The organism is Shewanella aegiceratis, from assembly GCF_019457495.1.
GTDB classification, from domain to species: Bacteria; Pseudomonadota; Gammaproteobacteria; order Enterobacterales; family Shewanellaceae; genus Shewanella; species Shewanella loihica.
In genome coordinates this window covers 2111521-2128594 of record NZ_CP080416.1, presented here as the reverse complement: position 1 = coordinate 2128594, position 17074 = coordinate 2111521, and the positions used below count along the sequence as shown (strand labels likewise).

The window sequence follows — 17074 nt, the reverse complement described above, 5'->3', positions numbered from 1 at the left end:
TTATCTTCCTTGAACAATGGATTAATTAAAGATTCGTCTCAGCGAATCGCTTAGCGAGTCACACTATCACAATAGCGCTTAAACAGAAAATAGCGGGCTGGACTGCCATCAAACGCAGGGATAATGCCTGCGACGCTAAAGCCAAGTTTTTGGTAAAAATCCGGCGCCTGAAAATCTAAGGTATCCACCTGAGCCTGCTGGCAACCGCGGCTAATTGCCACGCGCTCCGCCTCTAGCATCAGGTCGCGTCCAAGCCCTGTGCCGCGGGCCGTTTCATCCACCCAGACCACATGGATGAGGAAGTTTTTATAGATGGTGCGGCCATAGACGCCGCCAATCAGCTTACCGGTTTTGTCGTGGGCCGATACAGTCAGCGGCTCAGACGTCTCCTTGCCCATCTTGTCGAAGTTGTACTGGCGCACACCATCGACCAAGGCATCGACCAGTTCGCTATTTTCACCCTCAAGTTGGCTGACTGTGATACCTAGCTTAGATTCAAGCGCCTGTTTTTCTGCCTCTGGTTTATCTGTCTCTGGTTTCTCAATCTCAGGTTTCTCAATCACGGGATCACCTTTCATCTGCATCTGCTCTATTCGTTATTATTTTTAATTTGTTGCCGTAATTACTCTAGTTGCGTGACTTGCTGCATTAGCGCCAGGGTCATCTCGCCTGCGGAGATCTTTTTGCAGCTGCCGACATTTTGCCCACACCAGAGGGGCGAGAAATCACTCATGCCGCGGGTCTCACTCGCCTTGCGTAGCTGCGCCATAAGGTTAGTCGCATAGGGAAAGGCCGGGGTCGAGTCGTTTATAGCCCCAAGCTCTGACATGGCGCGGTTAACCAGGCCCCTTGCCGGTCTACCCGAGAAGAGATTAGTGAGCGCAGTACAGCCTTCAGCCCTAACCGTACTCCCTTCTGTATTAGCCGCATGCTCTATGGCCGCTCTATGCAGACTTGAGGTATTGGCCTCATCACACAAGAGATACGCGCTGCCTACCTGCACGGCGCAGGCCCCCATTGATAAGGCGGCTTGTACCCCGTGCCCATCGCCTATGCCACCGGCGGCGATCAGCGGCGCATCGACTCGCGAGGCGATCTCAGTCAGCAGGGGTTCCAATTCCACCTGAGTGCTCACATCATCACTAAGAAACATGCCGCGATGACCACCCGCCTCGACGCCCTGAACGATAATGCCATCCACGCCTCGCGCCGCCAGATACTCGGCCTCGGCTACTGTGGTGGCACTTGAGATCACCTTTGCACCCCAAGATCTCACCCGCTTAAGCAAATCCTCTTGTGGCAGGCCGAAATGAAAGCTAATCACCTCTGGCTTAAAGGCTTCTATGGCATCTGCGATCTCATGATTAAATGGCATGCGACTCGCGCCGCCTTGGCCGAGATCGGCCGCTATCTCAAGTTCATCAAAATATGGCGCTAATAGCTCATGCCAGCGCGCTTGGGCTCGATTGTCGAACGGCGGCAACTCATGGCAGAAGAAATTAAGGTTTAGTGGCGCGCTGGTCGCCGCCCGAAAACGTTTAATTTCATCGACTATCTGCGCCGAGCTCAACATACCGCAGGGGATTGACCCAAGCCCACCGGCGTTAGCCACCGCGATGGCGAGTTTGCTGTCTTGCACCCCAGCCATCGGCGCCTGAATGATAGGCAGCTCTGTACCCAGTAATGCCTTGAAGTTTTTGCTATTCATGACCCATCCTTAGTGAATCGATTCGAGCTTCATGTTCTGCATGATCGTATTACTATGCTGACAGCTATCAACTAGTAGCGAATAACTGGCTCCTGAGAAACTACCTGCCGGGCTCGTGGCCCTCATACCAGGGTAACTTAGCATCCATCTCCTCCCAGTTCGCCTTGGAGGTGACAAAGTTATGAGACATGGGGCGCTCGTTGATCGGCGAGTCCAATATGCCGAGTCTGAGGCGAATACGCTTACTATCCTGGTCGTTGGCGCTGTAGATAGGCGACGCACAGTGACGGCAGAAATAGCGTCGCTTTCCAGGAGAAAACTCAAAACTTGTGAGGAAATCGGCCTTATCCGATAGATTGAAGTCCACCAGTTCGACGAAACCATTGGTGGCGAATGCCGTGCCGCTCGATTTACGACACAGGGAACAGTGGCAATGAATGATATGACTTATGGGTCCGCTGATGGCGACTTTAATGCCACCGCATAGACAACTTCCTTGATACATGGCTTTCCTGATCCGGCTGTAAGTGACGACGAAAAATAGCTGCAATAAAAGACGATGAAAAAGCTGCTGCGATAAATCGACTGCACAATTGTAATCGGGCCCTATGCTGCCACAACTTGCGACGTCAGATCAGCATAAATCTCTGCGCTAACCCCCTAAATTCCGTAACTAAATGTGGCAAAGCGTTGAATTTATCTTTTGCTATTGTTTTTGCAAGTACTGACTGCCCAACCTTTTCACACACTTATACCCTGTAAACCGAGCACTGAATAATAAGTGACTGAGGCCGCCCTCATTGAGGGATCATCCCCGCTGTCACTTGCTGGCTTATCGCGGAGATTGCCGCGAACTAACGACCTGGCAGGTGAATACGTATGCAGCGCATTGCTCCCCTCGCGCCTTCCCTTCTAACATGACTAACACTCATGGCTATCAATCATGGCTATCACTAATGACTATCACTAATGACAAGCAATCTTGCCTGCAGCCATGACGAGCAATAACCCTAACCCTAAAAACGACAATAAAAAGGTACACGGAATGTCTTTCACCTCGACTCACTTAACAAGCCACCAAGCGAGCCCCCACTCCAGATCCCAGCCCAGATCCGAGCCCAGATCGCCGTTTCGTCCCACGACCACCCTATCGGCACTTACCCTTGCCATAGCGGCGACCGGCATCATGCTACCAAGCACTGGCCTGGCCAAGACAATCTCTCTGACCTCGCCTGACAAGCAGATCGTGGTCAGCCTGAGCGATGATGATCAAACGCCGCGCTACAGCGTAAGCTTTCATGGCAAGAAGGCGATCGAACCCTCCAAGCTTGGAATGGTGTTTGAGTCTCTTGGGGAGTTTGGCACTGACTTTAGCATTCAAGAGGTCAAGCGCAGCCAGGCCGATGAGCGCTGGCAACAGCCTTGGGGCGAACGTGAATGGGTTGTCGATAAACACAATGGCCTGACAGCCACCCTGAGTAATGGTCAATATCGCTTTGTGGTCGAGTTCAAGGTGTTCGATGATGGCCTGGGCTTTCGCTACCAGATGCCGAAGCAAGGCGATTTAGACAAGCTCAACATCACTTCGGAGCTCACCGAATTTACCCTGCCGCAACCCGAGAAAGTCACTGCCTGGTGGATCCCGGCACGTGGCTGGAACCGCTACGAGTACCTGTATCAGAAGACACCGCTCAAACAGGTCGATAGGGTTCATACCCCCTTTACCTTCACACTGGGCGATGGGGTGCACATGAGCATCCACGAAGCGGCGCTGGTGGACTACGCTGCCATGACGCTGGATCAGCGCAGAGACGGCACCCTGCGCGCCGATCTCACCCCTTGGTCGGACGGCACTCGCGTCAAGACCCAGGTGGGCTTTAGCACACCCTGGCGCACCATACAGATCGCCGACAAGGCCACCGGCCTGCTGAACTCAGATCTTATCCTCAATCTCAACGAGCCAAATAAGCTAGGAGATGTGGATTGGGTCGAGCCCGGTAAATATGTGGGGATCTGGTGGGGCATGCACCTCAACGAGAACACCTGGGGCTCTGGCGACAAACATGGCGCCACAACCTCAGAGACCAAACGCTACTTGGATTTTGCCGCCGAGAACGGTTTCGCGGGCGTATTGGTGGAAGGCTGGAACATAGGTTGGGATGGCAGCTGGTTCCACAACGGCGACGTATTCAGCTTCACCCAAGCCTACCCAGACTTCGATCTCCCCGAGATCTCTGCCTATGGCGCCAGCAAGGGCGTTCGCCTGATCGGTCACCATGAGACCTCTGGCTCGGTCACCAACTATCGCAAGCAGATGAGCGATGCCTATGATCTCTATCAGAAATATGGTGTCACTCAGGTGAAGACCGGCTATGTGGCCGATGGCGGTGATATCAAGCGCGTAGATGAACAGGGCATAGTGCACCACGAATGGCATGATGGCCAGTTTATGGTCAACGAATACCTGCATAGTGTCACCGAGGCGGCCAAGCGCCACATCAGCATCAATACCCATGAGCCGATTAAGGATACCGGCCTGCGCCGCACCTATCCTAACTGGATAAGCCGCGAAGGCGCCCGCGGTCAGGAGTTTAACGCCTGGGGCACGCCGCCAAACAACCCGTCGCACACTACCACCCTGGCCTACACCCGCATGTTGGCAGGCCCCATGGACTTCACCCCGGGTATCTTCGACCTTGCACCTAAAGGCCTGGATGCGGTTAACCGGGTGCAGACCACGTTGACCAAGCAGTTGGCCCTCTATGTGGTGCTCTACAGCCCGATCCAGATGGCCGCCGATCTGCCCCGCAACTACAAGCAGCATCCCGATGCCTTTAAGTTTATCCAGGATGTGCCCACCGACTGGGCCCAGAGTATCGCCCTGGCCGGTGAGGTAGGAGAATATGTAGCCTTTGCCCGTCAGGAGCGTGGTGGCAAGAGTCAGGGCAAAGATTGGTACCTGGGCGCGATCACCGACGATGATGCCCGTGAGATCGCGATCAAGCTCGATTTCCTCGACCCGACGCTGACTTATGAGGCGCAGATCTACCGAGACGGTGACAAGGCCGATTGGCGCACCAATCCCTATGACTATGTGATTGAGACCCAGAAAGTGAATAGCAAGCAGCAGCTGACGTTAAAACTTGCCAGCAGCGGCGGCGTCGCCATTCGCTTCAAGGCGCTCTAGGGCTCAGGTGTAGCACTCGCGATCTAGCACTTAAACTACATTAGAGGATGCAAGTCTGTATAGGCAGGCTTGCATCCTCATTTTATTCTGGCAATGCCCTTCGCCAACTCCTGCGTTGTCTGCCATATCGGGCCAAGACCAATCATCTGCAACATTTGTTTACCTTTTTCCGGCGATTCCCCCCACATTTCTACGACTAAAGCCGCGATCCCTCATCCTAGCTTGGGAGTTATTCTGCTAAGGTGATTTGTGCACTCCTAGCCCACGCAGAGCGAGCCAACGTTGGTCGCTTTCCAGCTCGCCTAGCTGAGCGCATAGCCAGTTCAACGCAAAACAAGTTAAGTCCATAGAAAACATCGAAAAATAACAAGAAAGAAGAGCAGAACATGACAATCAAGGCATCTATCGGGAAGACCCTAGTATTCACGGCCATCAGCGCTGGCGCCGCCCAAGCAGCGCCTCCGGCCACACCACTACATCATGCAGCAAGCAGCCATACACTATTAAGCCAAAGCGCTCTTAATAAAAACGCACTGGGCCAGAGTCCTTACACGGCACCCTCCCAGGAAGATCTGCGCCTGTATGAGATTGCTGGTGCGCCGCAGCCAGCACGCATACTGCAAGATATACAAACCTTAGTGAATTTTGGCACCCGTCATACCCTATCGAGTCAGACGGATAAAGATCGCGGTATAGGCGCGGCCAGAAACTGGATCAAGGCCGAGTTTGAACGTATCTCCGCCGCCTGCGATCACTGCCTTGAGGTAATAGAGGTGGGCGACACAGTATCAGGCAAACGCATTCCCGAGCCGACACGGGTGGTGAATATTATCGCCATTCAACGTGGCACCTTAGATCCTAACCGCGTGGTGATGATGAGCGGCGATATCGACTCTCGGGTCAGCGACGTGATGGACGCCACCTCCTTCTCCCCCGGCGCCAACGATAACGCCTCGGGCGTCGCCGGTGCCTTAGAGGCCGCTCGCGTCCTCAGCCAGTATCAGTTTGGTGGCACCATAGTGTACGCGGCACTATCGGGCGAAGAGCAAGGCCTTTATGGCGGCGCCGGACTGGCCGACTTTGCCAAGAAGCAGGGCTGGCAGGTCGAGGCCGTGCTCAACAACGACATGATAGGCAACATCGAGGGGATCAACGGCGTGGTGAGCAACCACACGGTGCGGGTGTTCTCCGAGGGCGTGCGTATCGCAGAAACCGAGGCAGAAGCTAAGGAGCGTTACTTCAGCGGCGGCGAGAACGACTCCGCCTCGCGTAACCTTGCCCGGCATATCAAGCAGCTGGCCGATCAGTATATGACTAACCTGGATGTGCAGCTCATCTATCGACTCGATCGCTTCGGTCGCGGCGGCCATCACCTGCCATTTAATAAGGCGGGCTTTCCCGCGGTGCGCGTGATGGAAACCAACGAGAACTACAACCGCCAGCATCAGGACATACGCACGGAGAACGGTATTGCCTATGGCGACGTGATTGAGGGGGTAGATGAAGCCTTCGCCGCCAAGCTCACCGCCCTCAACGCTATAAGCCTGGCGTCAATGGCCTGGGCACCAGCGCCGCCAACACAGGTGAGCATCTCGGGACAGGTCTCGGCCGATACCCAGCTTAGCTGGCAGGCGGATGCCACCGCCGAAGTCGCCGGTTATCGTATCTATTGGCGCAAGACCACAGAGGCAGAATGGAGCCATAGCCGTTATGTGGGCAAGGTAAACAGTTTCACCCTGAGCAACATGGTGATCGACAACTACCTGTACGGCGTTGCCGCCGTGGGCTTTAACGGTAACACCAGCCCTGTGGTGTTCCCTGGCGCGGCAGGTGCCTTCTTCCGCCCGGCAAGCGATGCAGATTCAAACGCAGCGAAATCGCACTAATGAATTTGTAAGCTGAATTCGAATAAGTCTCGAAATGATGCATCTAAAATTTTGAGTCAAATTTAGATAAAACTAAAATCAGGTCGCGATCGCGGCCTGTTTTTTTTATCCCATACAATTTGACCTCAGTTAAACAAATTCAAACTTAATTAGGCAATACGGGAAACTCTTTGGGCGCACAGCAGTTCAATCAAATCAACAAAACCTATGCCTAGACCTATACTTAGACCTAAAGCAAAAATTTTCACCGCAAAATTGAGTTTCACCTTAATGAGCATCAAATTTTGGTTAGAATACCTAGCCTAACTAGCCTAACTAGCCTAACTAGCCTAACTAGCCTAACTAGCCTAACTAGCCTAACTAGCCTAACTAGCCTAACTAGCCTTTCACAATGCCGCTTCTTTCCTGCTTTTTGCGTCATTATCGATACGAGTTTGGCCATGTTGCCCATTGTTACAAACCCCAACCCATGTAAAGCGGCTGGCTTGCCAAAAACTATTTAACCAATTGTTTTTAAATGACCATTCATATTTAAACTTAGGCAAAGCCAGGTTAACAACAGGCTACATAAAGGTTAATGCCTGATGATGAATACGTATGTAATCGGTTGTCGCCTGTTTCGGCTCAGGGTTAACATGCCTTGGTGTTTAATTTCATGTGTAACTTCCTATGAAATTGGCCAGGTCGACGCTCACCTCATCAGGCACTGAAGGCATGGGAGGTGAGCGCTAGAGTCTCTATCTACTCATCAAGGCTTAAACCTAGTGAATAAGCCTAGAGAAGTAGAACCCTAGCTTTTGGCGAATACCCGTTTGAGGGAAGCGTGTATTCGCCTCTTTTTTCACTCGACCGACTTCCATAAAATACAGATTGCACGCCCTTAGACGCTGTGCAGATCAATAATGAATAATAAAGAGAAGCATCGGATGTCACAAAACACCCTATCCGCCCAAGGCACCCCTATGGTTAAACCTGCACTCAGCTTCTGGCAGATCTTCAACATGTGTTTCGGTTTCCTGGGGATCCAGTTTGGCTTCGCGCTGCAAAATGCCAACGTCAGCCGAATCTTTCAGACGCTGGGTGCGGCGATTGATGACATCCCCATTCTCTGGATAGCCGCGCCGCTCACCGGCCTGCTGGTGCAGCCGATCATCGGCTATATGAGTGACAACACCTGGGGCCGCCTGGGCCGTCGCCGCCCTTATTTTTTGATCGGCGCCATCTTTACCACCTTAGCCATCTTCATCATGCCACACTCGCCCGTACTCTGGGTCGCTGCGGGCATGCTGTGGATCATGGACGCCTCAATCAACATCGCCATGGAGCCGTTTCGCGCCTTCGTGGGCGACAACCTGCCCAGCAAACAACGTCCCCTTGGCTACGCCATGCAGAGTTTCTTCATCGGTGTCGGCGCCGTAGTGGCCTCAGCCCTGCCTTACCTGCTGACCAACTACTTCGATGCGGCTAACACGGCGCCCGAGGGTGAGATCGCCGATTCGGTGCGTTACGCCTTCTATTTCGGCGGCGCCGTGCTGCTGTTAGCCGTCAGCTGGACTGTGTTTACCACCAAAGAGTACTCGCCCGAGGAGTTGGCCCGCTTCGAACAGGAAACCGGCGAGCAGGTCACCCTGCACCACGATCGCAGCTGGCAGGCTTATCAGAAAGGCGCCATGCTCTGGAGCCTGGTGGGCGCCATCTTAACCGCCGTCATCTTCTTGCAGTCTCTCGATAAACAGCTCTATCTGCTTGCCCTTGGGATCTTCGCCTTCGGCCCACTCCAGTGGTTCTGCGCTAACACACTGAAGCATATCAAAGGCGAAGAGCGCCACCAGCAAGGCATGGTGTTTAGCGTAGTCGATGCCCTGTTCCATATGCCAAAGGCGATGCGCCAGTTGGCTGTGGTGCAGTTTTTCTCCTGGTTCGCCCTCTTCTCTATGTGGATCTACACCACGGCGGCGGTAACGGATCATCACTATGGCACCCAGGATGTGTTGTCTAAGGCCTACAACGATGGCGCCGACTGGGTGGGCATGCTGTTCGCCTCTTACAACGGCTTTGCCGCGGTGGCCGCCATCTTCATCCCTCTGCTCGCCATGGCGGTTGGCCTCAAGATCACCCACCTGATCAACCTCTGCTGTGGCGGCATTGGCTTGATTAGCTTCTACTTTATTCAAGACCCAAACCTGTTATGGCTGCCCATGATAGGTGTAGGTATTGCCTGGGCCTCTATCCTTTCTATCCCCTATGCCTTGCTGTCAAATGCACTGCCCGCGGCCAAGATGGGGGTCTACATGGGGATCTTTAACTTCTTCATCGTGATCCCTCAGCTGCTGGCCGCCAGCGTGCTTGGCGTGCTGCTCAATGCCTTCTTCGATGGCAAGCCGATCTTCGCCCTCATCCTGGGTGGCAGCTTCATGATCCTGGCTGGAATTAGCGTGCTATTTGTCAGCAGCGAAGAGAGCAAAGCCGAGCGCTAATGCGTAAGGCTTGAGCTTTCACAAATATACAGACTTAAACGACTTAACTGACTTAACCAAAATATAAACATAATAAACGAGACCCTTAATATGACGTCTAAGCCAGTACCTTTTACGCGCACTCTGATCGCCCTCTCCCTGGGCGCCCTGCTTAGCGCCTGTGGCGGCGCCAAGAGTGATATCGACGCCGCACCTGCACCAAGTGCCAGCGTATCTGAGACAATTTCAGTTGCACCGGGCGCGCCCGGCGCTTCCCCTACCTGGGCCTTTTCCGGCAAGACAGGGATTGGCACCTCGTTCGAGCCCTATGTGACCAATGCGCAAGGCGCCGATCAATACCTGAGCAGCCAGGCTAATCCTGTTAGCCGGGTATGGTTCTCGCTGGCGCAGGGGATCCTCACCGAGACCATGTATGGGCTTATCCATAACGCTCAGCTCAAAGAGGCGCAGTTCATCATCAGCGGCAACGGCTTCGTCGATACCGAAAAAGACAATACCATCACCAGCATAGATTACCTGCACAAGGATGAAGCTGGGCGACCATTGTCCCTCGCCTATAAGGTGATAAACAAAGATATCGAAGGTAAATATCAGATAGAGAAGCACTTCTTTACCGATCCCGATCGCGACAGCCTGGTGATGCAGGTGTTCTTTACCGCCTTCGAGCCGGGGATCACCCCCTATCTCTACGTCAATCCCCATATCGACAACAGCGGCGCCAACGATATCGCCAGCGTAAGCCAAGATGGCAACAGCCTCTACGCCTACACGGGCGATAAAGATTCCAGCGTGCTGACAGTGCGCGGTGACATTCCCTTTACAGCAACTAGCGTGGGCTTTGTCGGCGAGTCTGATGGTCTCACCGATCTTAAGGGCAACGGCGTGCTGAACTGGCATTACGCCAGCACCAGCGCTGATAAGCAGAGCCTAGGTAATGTCGCCATGACGGCGGCGCTGCCTACTCTGGAAGTGGGCGATGCTAAGCGTCCAAGTCTTAGCACTACCTTGGTATTTGGCTTCGGCGCAGATAAGGCCAGTAGCGAGCAAAATGCCAAAGACACCCTTAAAGATGGTTATGACAAGGTGCTCGCCGCCTATAACGGTGAAGGTGATGCCATCGGCTGGCAAGATTATCTGCAGTCGCTCTCAAGTCTAAATGCCATGACGGCCAATACCGCCGATGAGGGTAAGCTACTCTATACCAGCGCCATGGTGCTCAAGGCCCAGGAAGATAAGACCCACGCCGGTGCCCTTATCGCCTCACTCTCTAATCCCTGGGGTGACAGCGTCTCGGCCGTCACCGGCTCGACCGGCTACAAGGCAGTCTGGCCGAGGGACTTCTATCAATGTGCCATGGCGTTTCTGGCCATGGGCGATACCCAAACCCCTAAGGTGGCCTTCGAATATCTAAAGAAGGTGCAGGTTACGGCTGCAACTCCCGGCTATAGCGGCGTGCCCGGCTGGTTCCTGCAGAAGACCCATGTGGATGGTCAGATAGAATGGGTCGGCGTACAGCTGGATCAGACCGCCATGCCTATCATGCTCGGTTGGAAACTCTGGCAGGCTGGCGTGCTGAGCGACGATGAGATCGCCAGCTGGTATCAGACCATGTTGAAGCCGGCGGCCGATTTTCTGATAACTGGCGGCGAGGTCAATCTAGATTGGAACCACACCCAGATCACACCGCTTAAGACACAGCAAGAACGCTGGGAAGAGCAGCAAGGCTACTCCCCCTCTACCGCAGCGGCGGTGATAGCTGGGCTTATTACCGCCAGCGATATCGCTAAGCAGGCAGGCGATTTGGACTCAAGCGAGAAATATCTCGCCAGTGCCAAATCAATGGTAGAGAAGCTCGACTCCTTGGTAGTGACCCAGCAAGGCCTACTAAGCGCAGAGGATGGCACAAAGGCGCCTTACTATCTGCGCCTTGCGCCCAATGGTACGCCGGACAGTGCAGATAAGCTTGCCGACAACAATGGCCGCGCAGGCTTAGATCAACGTGAGGTGTTGGACGGCGGCTTCCTGGAGTTGGTGCGTTACGGCGTGAAGAGCGCCAACGACAAGATTATCAATGACACACTTAAGCTTATCGATAACACGGCGCTCGAGGATAATCTCAGGGTCAGGTATGAATTTACCGCCAAAGATGGCAGCACGTTCCCAGGCTTTAGACGCTACGGCAACGACGGCTATGGCGAAGACACCGCCACAGGCGCCAACTATGCCGAGAGTGGCAGCAACACTCCTGGGCAACGCGGCAGAGTCTGGCCATTTTTCACCGGCGAGCGCGCCCACTTCGAGCTGGCCAAGGCGATCGCCGATGGCACGCTCAATGATGCAAGCAAGACGCAGCTGGTACAGACCTATGTCAAGGGGATGGAGGCTTTTGCCAATGAGGGACTGATGCTACCCGAGCAGGTTTGGGATGGTGTCGGCGACAAGACCCGTTTCAACTATCAGCTTGGCCAAGGCACTAACTCGGCCACCCCGCTTGCCTGGACCCACGCCGAATATGTCAAGATGGTGCGCTCCATCACAGATGCTAAGGTATGGGACCACTATGAGGATGTGGCCAAGGCACTTAACAACTAAACAGGCAAAAAGCCTCAGTCAACATAGATAGAGCAAAGCCGGTCGCAATAGCCTTTCCCAAAGCCAGTCCAAGCGACTGGCTTTTCTTTATCATATCGTGATGTATCTAGATACGGAGTCGCAGGCATCCGCCTAAGGTGTCCTAACTGCCCCCTTAGCATAATTTAATCTGGCCGCTCCAAGTCTAAAGAAGCCGCTTACAAAGGCGCTTTTCAACGTTAATCTTTTTCGCCCGAGTTCCCCCTAAAATCCCCCTCTTCCATAAAGGCTGTAACCTGGCTGTGATCCCCCACCACATCCCCATATAAAAAGATATAACGAAATTTCGGGTTATAACATCATGTTCTTTTTATGAGCGAAATCCGCACCGGCTATGGGTTTGCCCCTTATGTGGAGGATGCTAGAGTGGGTAATTTCTCCCGATAAAGATGATATTTCAGCAAAATTGATAAAAATGAATAAAAAAATTTGAAAAGTATTGATATACTTCCCCCCGAATTTTAGAACGTAACTCCAATAGAGTAGAAAAATGACTGATTTATCAAAGTACAGAAACATTGGTATCTTCGCTCACGTTGATGCGGGTAAGACCACCACAACAGAGCGTATCCTAAAGCTAACCGGTAAGATTCATAAGATCGGTGAAGTTCATGATGGTGAATCTACAACCGACTTCATGGAACAGGAAGCTGAGCGTGGTATTACCATTCAGTCTGCTGCTGTAAGTTGCTTCTGGAACGATCACCGTTTCAACGTCATCGACACCCCTGGCCACGTTGACTTCACAGTTGAAGTTTATCGTTCTCTAAAAGTACTAGACGGTGGTATCGGTGTATTCTGTGGTTCTGGTGGTGTTGAGCCACAATCAGAAACCAACTGGCGTTATGCAAACGAATCTGAAGTTGCGCGTATCATCTTCGTAAACAAGTTGGACCGTATGGGTGCCGACTTCTTACGCGTTGTTAAGCAAACTAAAGACGTTCTTGCGGCTAACCCACTCGTAATGGTACTGCCTATCGGTATCGAAGATGAGTTCAAGGGTGTTGTCGATCTACTAACCCGTAAAGCATGGGTTTGGGACGAATCTGGACAAGCTGAAAACTACAGCATCGAAGATGTACCTGCTGACATGGTTGACATGGTTGAAGAATACCGTGAGCAACTGATCGAGTCTGCCGTTGAGATGGACGACGATCTGATGGAAGCTTACATGGAAGGCGAAGAGCCAGCTATGGAAGACATCAAGCGTTGTATCCGTGAAGGTACTCGTACCATGCACTTCTTCCCAACATACTGTGGTTCTGCTTTCAAGAACAAAGGTATGCAGCTTCTACTAGACGCGGTAGTTGATTACCTACCTGCGCCACAAGAAGTTGATCCACAGCCTCTGACTGACGAAGAAGGTAACGAGACTGGCGAACACGCTATCGTTGACGCTGATGCACCTCTGAAAGCTCTTGCGTTCAAGATCATGGATGACCGTTTCGGTGCCCTGACCTTCGTACGTATCTACTCAGGTCGTATCAACAAGGGTGACACCATCCTGAACTCTGCTACAGGTAAGACTGAGCGTATCGGTCGTATGTGTGAAATGCAGGCTGACGAGCGTAACGAACTTGAAACCGCACAAGCTGGTGACATCATCGCTATCGTGGGTATGAAGAACGTTCAGACTGGTCACACTCTGTGTGATGTTAAGCACCCATGTACTCTGGAAGCCATGGTGTTCCCAGAGCCAGTAATCTCTATCGCAGTAGCCCCTAAAGACAAGGGCGGCAGCGAGAAGATGGGTATCGCTATCGGTAAGATGATCGCAGAAGATCCATCATTCCGCGTTGAAACTGACGAAGATTCAGGCGAAACCATCCTTAAGGGTATGGGTGAACTTCACCTAGACATTAAGGTAGACATCCTGAAGCGTACTTACGGCGTTGAGCTGATTGTAGGTGAGCCACAAGTGGCATACCGTGAAACTATCACTCAAGAAGTTGCTGATAGCTACACTCACAAGAAGCAATCTGGTGGTTCTGGTCAGTTCGGTAAGATCGACTACGTTATCCGTCCAGGTGAAGCAAACACTGGCTTCACATTCAAGTCTTCTGTTGTTGGTGGTAACGTACCTAAAGAATACTGGCCTGCTGTTGAGAAAGGTTTCGAGAGCATGATGCAGACTGGTACCGTTGCTGGCTTCCCAGTACTAGACGTTGAACTAGAACTGACTGACGGTGCTTTCCACGCAGTTGACTCATCAGCTATCGCGTTCGAAATCGCTGCTAAAGGCGCATTCCGTCAATCTATGCCAAAAGCTGGCGCGCAACTACTTGAGCCTATCATGAAAGTTGACGTATTCAGCCCAGAAGACAACGTAGGTGACGTAATTGGTGACCTTAACCGTCGTCGCGGCATGATCAAAGATCAGCAAGCTGGTGTGACTGGTGTTCGTATCAAGGCTGACGTACCGCTTTCAGAAATGTTCGGTTACATCGGTTCTCTACGTACAATGACCTCTGGTCGTGGTCAGTTCTCTATGGAGTTCTCACACTACTCACCATGTCCTAACAGCGTATCTGAAAAAGTTATCGCTGAAGTTAAAGAAAGAGAAGCTAAGAAGTAATCTTACTCCTTAACTGAAGTTTCTTTACTAAAAACCCTAACAATGTATGTTGTTAGGGTTTTTTCTTTTGTGTCTTTTCCCTTACAGGAGCCCTTATGTCCCAAGATGCCATAGTGGTATTGGATTTTGAAACCACAGGCCTCTCCCCTTTACAGGGCGATCGCGCCATCGAGATAGGGGCGGTAAAATTACAGCAAGGTGTAGTGGTCGATAGATTTCAGCAGCTGATGAATCCCGGCTTTGCCGTCAGTAGTTTCATCGCCGATTACACAGGGATCACCAATGCGATGCTCAGTGATGCACCAAGTTGCGAGACCGTCATGGCTGACTTTGCCGACTTCATCCAGGGATGTCATCTGGTGGCTCACAACGCCAGTTTCGATCAGAAGTTTTTAGCAGCGGAATTTGCGCGCATCAACCTGGAGCAATCCCAGCCCTTTGCCTGTTCGCTGCTGCTGGCAAGACGCCTGTTTCAAGCGGCGCCTAACCATCAGCTAAGCACCCTAGTGAATTATTTAGGTATCGCCAACGATGGCGTGTTTCACCGCGCGCTGAACGACGCCGAGGTCACCGGCGCCTTGTGGCTGGCGCTGAGCGATGCGGTATCACTGAGATGGGCCTGCCCTGCACCCAGTTTTGAATTGATGCTTAAGCTACAACGTCAACCTAAGCATCAGCTAGAAAAGTTTATGCGAGCCTATTTAGGCTAACGCTTTTCGCCGCAGGACTCGCGCTCGATCAGGCTGGTGGGGATCAACTGATTGCTCACCTCCTGCCCCTTTATCTGCTTCAGCAGGCTCTCAACCAAGATCTCGCCAGCGAGTTTAGTGTTCTGCTTGATGGTGGTCAGCGGCGGATTGGCGAAGCTCGCCACAGGAATATCGTCATAACCCACGACAGACACATCCTCAGGCACCCTCAGTCCCTGCTCTTTCAACGCCCGCATGGCACCGATGGCGATGAGATCGCTGGCGGCGAAGATGGCATCGAAAGAACGTTTCTGCGCCAGCAGTTGATTGGCCGCCTCGAAGCCCGAGCTCTCCGTGCTGATGGCATCCACCTGCAGGTTTTTCTGTAGCGGCACACCTGCCGCCTTGAGCGCCTGTTGATGGCCTAGGTAGCGCGCCTGAAATTCAGGGCTATGGCTGGAGGCATCGCCGATGAAGGCGATATTACGCCGCCCCTTGGCCAGCAGATGCTCTGTGGCCAACACGCCCCCTTGACGGTTATCACAGCCAATGGAGAGCACGGAGGACTTATGCTGCGCCGGTCCCCAAATCACTAGGTGGGTATTCTGCGCCGCCAGCTTATTGAGCTTCTCCTCGTAATCCATGTAGTCGCCGTAACCGAGCAGAATAATGCCATCGGCCTTATTGCTGTCTTCATAATCGGCATGCCAATCGCTGCTAAGCTGCTGAAAGGAGACCAGGAGATCATAGCCCTGCTGCGCCGTTGCCCGGGTGATAGAACCCAACATGGAGAGGAAGAATGGATTGATCAGCGAATCGTCGTTGGTGGGATCTTCACATAATAACAGCGCCAGGGTCAGACTGCTTTGGGTGCGCAGGTTGCTGGCGTTCTTGTCGACCTTGTAATTAAGTTCCTTGGCAATGGCCTGTACTCTCAAGCGCGTCTCTTCATTGACGAGCGGACTGTTTCGCAATGCCCGTGATACCGTGGATTGTGACACCCCGGCGCGGTAGGCGATATCGATAGAGGTAGCTTTCGTTGTCATAATTATGGGCGACCTTGTTATACACAAACAGGGCGAGCAAGCGCCCGCCCCTTAAGAAGCTCGATTATATCCCAAGCTCCTTCATCAGATCATCAGAATCGTCGACCACAACGGCACTATTGACCGCCGCCGACCAGGAAGGGTCTGCCGCCTGGCTTCCCTGACCGTGCTGGGCCAGCAAGGCATCGGGATCGTCTTCCTCATGCTCGAAATCTGCCAGCTTGATAAATTCAGTCTTATCCATGGCGTATTCCAGATAGAAGATATGGTTTCTGGCGGTCTTGAAGGCGACGCGGCGCGCCACCGCCTCATCCAGATTGGTGTCGATGGAGATGGTCAGTTCTTTGTTAATGGTCAGCATCTTAGGCTGACTCTGATTGATCGAGGTCTGCAGCTCCTTGTTTACCTTGACGATAAAATCGCCCAGTATCTGGTTCATCAACTCGCCCATCACATCCCCCACCTCATCCGAGGTATGGGAGAAGGCCAGCTCAGATTCGGGCATCCCCATCTGCTTCATATAGGCTTGGTAGATCTCCACCGCCGCCGGGGCCGAAAAGTTGATCACCACAAGGCCTGAGAATCCACCGTCGAAGATGGAGAAGCAGCCAAGATCCGGCTTAAGGCAGGTCTTAGTAATGCTCTGCACCATGGCGGCATGGCTCACCTGGCTGCCCGTGGTACTGGTTAGCACACGGCACACCGAATGGCAGAGTTTTAGCAAAATATCGTCGGAACTGATCACTTGCGAGGTCATAGTCTCATCACATGTCAAAAAAGAGTCATACTCCATTCTGCGCGCTATTACGATAAAAATCAAAATCAAAACAGGGGATTAGTTAATTCTCATTCAGCGGCGAAATAACGACCAGTTT

General features: G+C 52.7%; 11 protein-coding genes. 6 read left to right on the top strand and 5 right to left on the bottom strand.

Going from position 1 to position 17074, the window contains the following annotated elements; translation table 11 throughout:
• Nucleotides 1-50: 50 nt before the first annotated feature.
• The 3 genes from K0H80_RS09550 to K0H80_RS09540 form a co-directional block, all read right to left on the bottom strand.
• On the bottom strand, nucleotides 51-482 hold the full coding sequence (locus K0H80_RS09550) for a GNAT family N-acetyltransferase (protein ID WP_258406641.1): 432 nt from the start codon (nucleotides 480-482) through the stop codon (nucleotides 51-53).
• Between the two features lie 140 nt (nucleotides 483-622).
• Nucleotides 623-1708 (bottom strand): NAD(P)H-dependent flavin oxidoreductase, encoded by a 1086-nt coding sequence (locus tag K0H80_RS09545; RefSeq protein ID WP_220073804.1) that lies wholly within the window; start codon nucleotides 1706-1708, stop codon nucleotides 623-625.
• Between the two features lie 100 nt (nucleotides 1709-1808).
• Nucleotides 1809-2213, bottom strand: coding sequence for a GFA family protein (locus K0H80_RS09540; RefSeq protein WP_011865675.1), 405 nt, complete (start codon nucleotides 2211-2213; stop codon nucleotides 1809-1811).
• Between the two features lie 681 nt (nucleotides 2214-2894).
• On the opposite strand from K0H80_RS09540, the gene K0H80_RS09535 reads away from it, so the two are divergent.
• The 6 genes from K0H80_RS09535 (at nucleotide 2895) to K0H80_RS09510 (ending at nucleotide 15174) form a co-directional block, all read left to right on the top strand.
• Complete coding sequence (locus K0H80_RS09535; RefSeq protein ID WP_258406218.1) at nucleotides 2895-4895, top strand: glycoside hydrolase family 97 protein; 2001 nt, start codon at nucleotides 2895-2897, stop codon at nucleotides 4893-4895.
• 386 nt (nucleotides 4896-5281) lie between these two features.
• Nucleotides 5282-6781, top strand: a complete 1500-nt coding sequence (locus K0H80_RS09530) for a M28 family metallopeptidase (protein ID WP_220073802.1) — start codon at nucleotides 5282-5284, stop codon at nucleotides 6779-6781.
• A 926-nt stretch (nucleotides 6782-7707) separates the two neighbouring features.
• Nucleotides 7708-9258 carry an MFS transporter gene (locus K0H80_RS09525; RefSeq protein ID WP_258406217.1) on the top strand — a complete coding sequence of 517 codons (1551 nt, stop codon included), beginning with the start codon at nucleotides 7708-7710 and terminating at the stop codon, nucleotides 9256-9258.
• Between the two features lie 90 nt (nucleotides 9259-9348).
• Entirely contained in the window at nucleotides 9349-11850 is a 2502-nt protein-coding gene (locus K0H80_RS09520) for a glucan 1,4-alpha-glucosidase (protein ID WP_220073800.1), read from the top strand.
• Nucleotides 11851-12379: 529 nt separating this feature from the next.
• Nucleotides 12380-14464, top strand: a complete 2085-nt coding sequence (fusA, locus tag K0H80_RS09515) for an elongation factor G (RefSeq protein ID WP_011865670.1) — start codon at nucleotides 12380-12382, stop codon at nucleotides 14462-14464.
• Between the two features lie 95 nt (nucleotides 14465-14559).
• Entirely contained in the window at nucleotides 14560-15174 is a 615-nt protein-coding gene (locus K0H80_RS09510; protein WP_220073799.1) for a 3'-5' exonuclease, read from the top strand.
• On the opposite strand, the gene K0H80_RS09505 is transcribed toward K0H80_RS09510, so the two are convergent.
• Together K0H80_RS09505 and K0H80_RS09500 are read right to left on the bottom strand one after the other, a co-directional pair.
• Nucleotides 15171-16199 (bottom strand): LacI family DNA-binding transcriptional regulator, encoded by a 1029-nt coding sequence (locus tag K0H80_RS09505; RefSeq protein ID WP_011865668.1) that lies wholly within the window; start codon nucleotides 16197-16199, stop codon nucleotides 15171-15173. The genes K0H80_RS09510 and K0H80_RS09505 overlap by 4 nt on opposite strands.
• Nucleotides 16200-16263: 64 nt before the next feature.
• On the bottom strand, nucleotides 16264-16956 hold the full coding sequence (locus tag K0H80_RS09500; RefSeq protein ID WP_011865667.1) for a DUF3334 family protein: 693 nt from the start codon (nucleotides 16954-16956) through the stop codon (nucleotides 16264-16266).
• Nucleotides 16957-17074 lie beyond the last annotated feature (118 nt).

Coding starts and splice junctions, on each gene's coding strand:
- K0H80_RS09530 (WP_220073802.1), top strand. CDS start 5,282: ATGACAATCAAGGCATCTATCGGGAAGACCCTAGTATTCACGGCCATC.
- K0H80_RS09520 (WP_220073800.1), top strand. CDS start 9,349: ATGACGTCTAAGCCAGTACCTTTTACGCGCACTCTGATCGCCCTCTCC.
- K0H80_RS09505 (WP_011865668.1), bottom strand. CDS start 16,199: ATGACAACGAAAGCTACCTCTATCGATATCGCCTACCGCGCCGGGGTG.
- K0H80_RS09535 (WP_258406218.1), top strand. CDS start 2,895: ATGCTACCAAGCACTGGCCTGGCCAAGACAATCTCTCTGACCTCGCCT.
- K0H80_RS09510 (WP_220073799.1), top strand. CDS start 14,560: ATGTCCCAAGATGCCATAGTGGTATTGGATTTTGAAACCACAGGCCTC.
- K0H80_RS09540 (WP_011865675.1), bottom strand. CDS start 2,213: ATGTATCAAGGAAGTTGTCTATGCGGTGGCATTAAAGTCGCCATCAGC.
- K0H80_RS09545 (WP_220073804.1), bottom strand. CDS start 1,708: ATGAATAGCAAAAACTTCAAGGCATTACTGGGTACAGAGCTGCCTATC.
- K0H80_RS09525 (WP_258406217.1), top strand. CDS start 7,708: ATGTCACAAAACACCCTATCCGCCCAAGGCACCCCTATGGTTAAACCT.
- fusA (WP_011865670.1), top strand. CDS start 12,380: ATGACTGATTTATCAAAGTACAGAAACATTGGTATCTTCGCTCACGTT.
- K0H80_RS09500 (WP_011865667.1), bottom strand. CDS start 16,956: ATGACCTCGCAAGTGATCAGTTCCGACGATATTTTGCTAAAACTCTGC.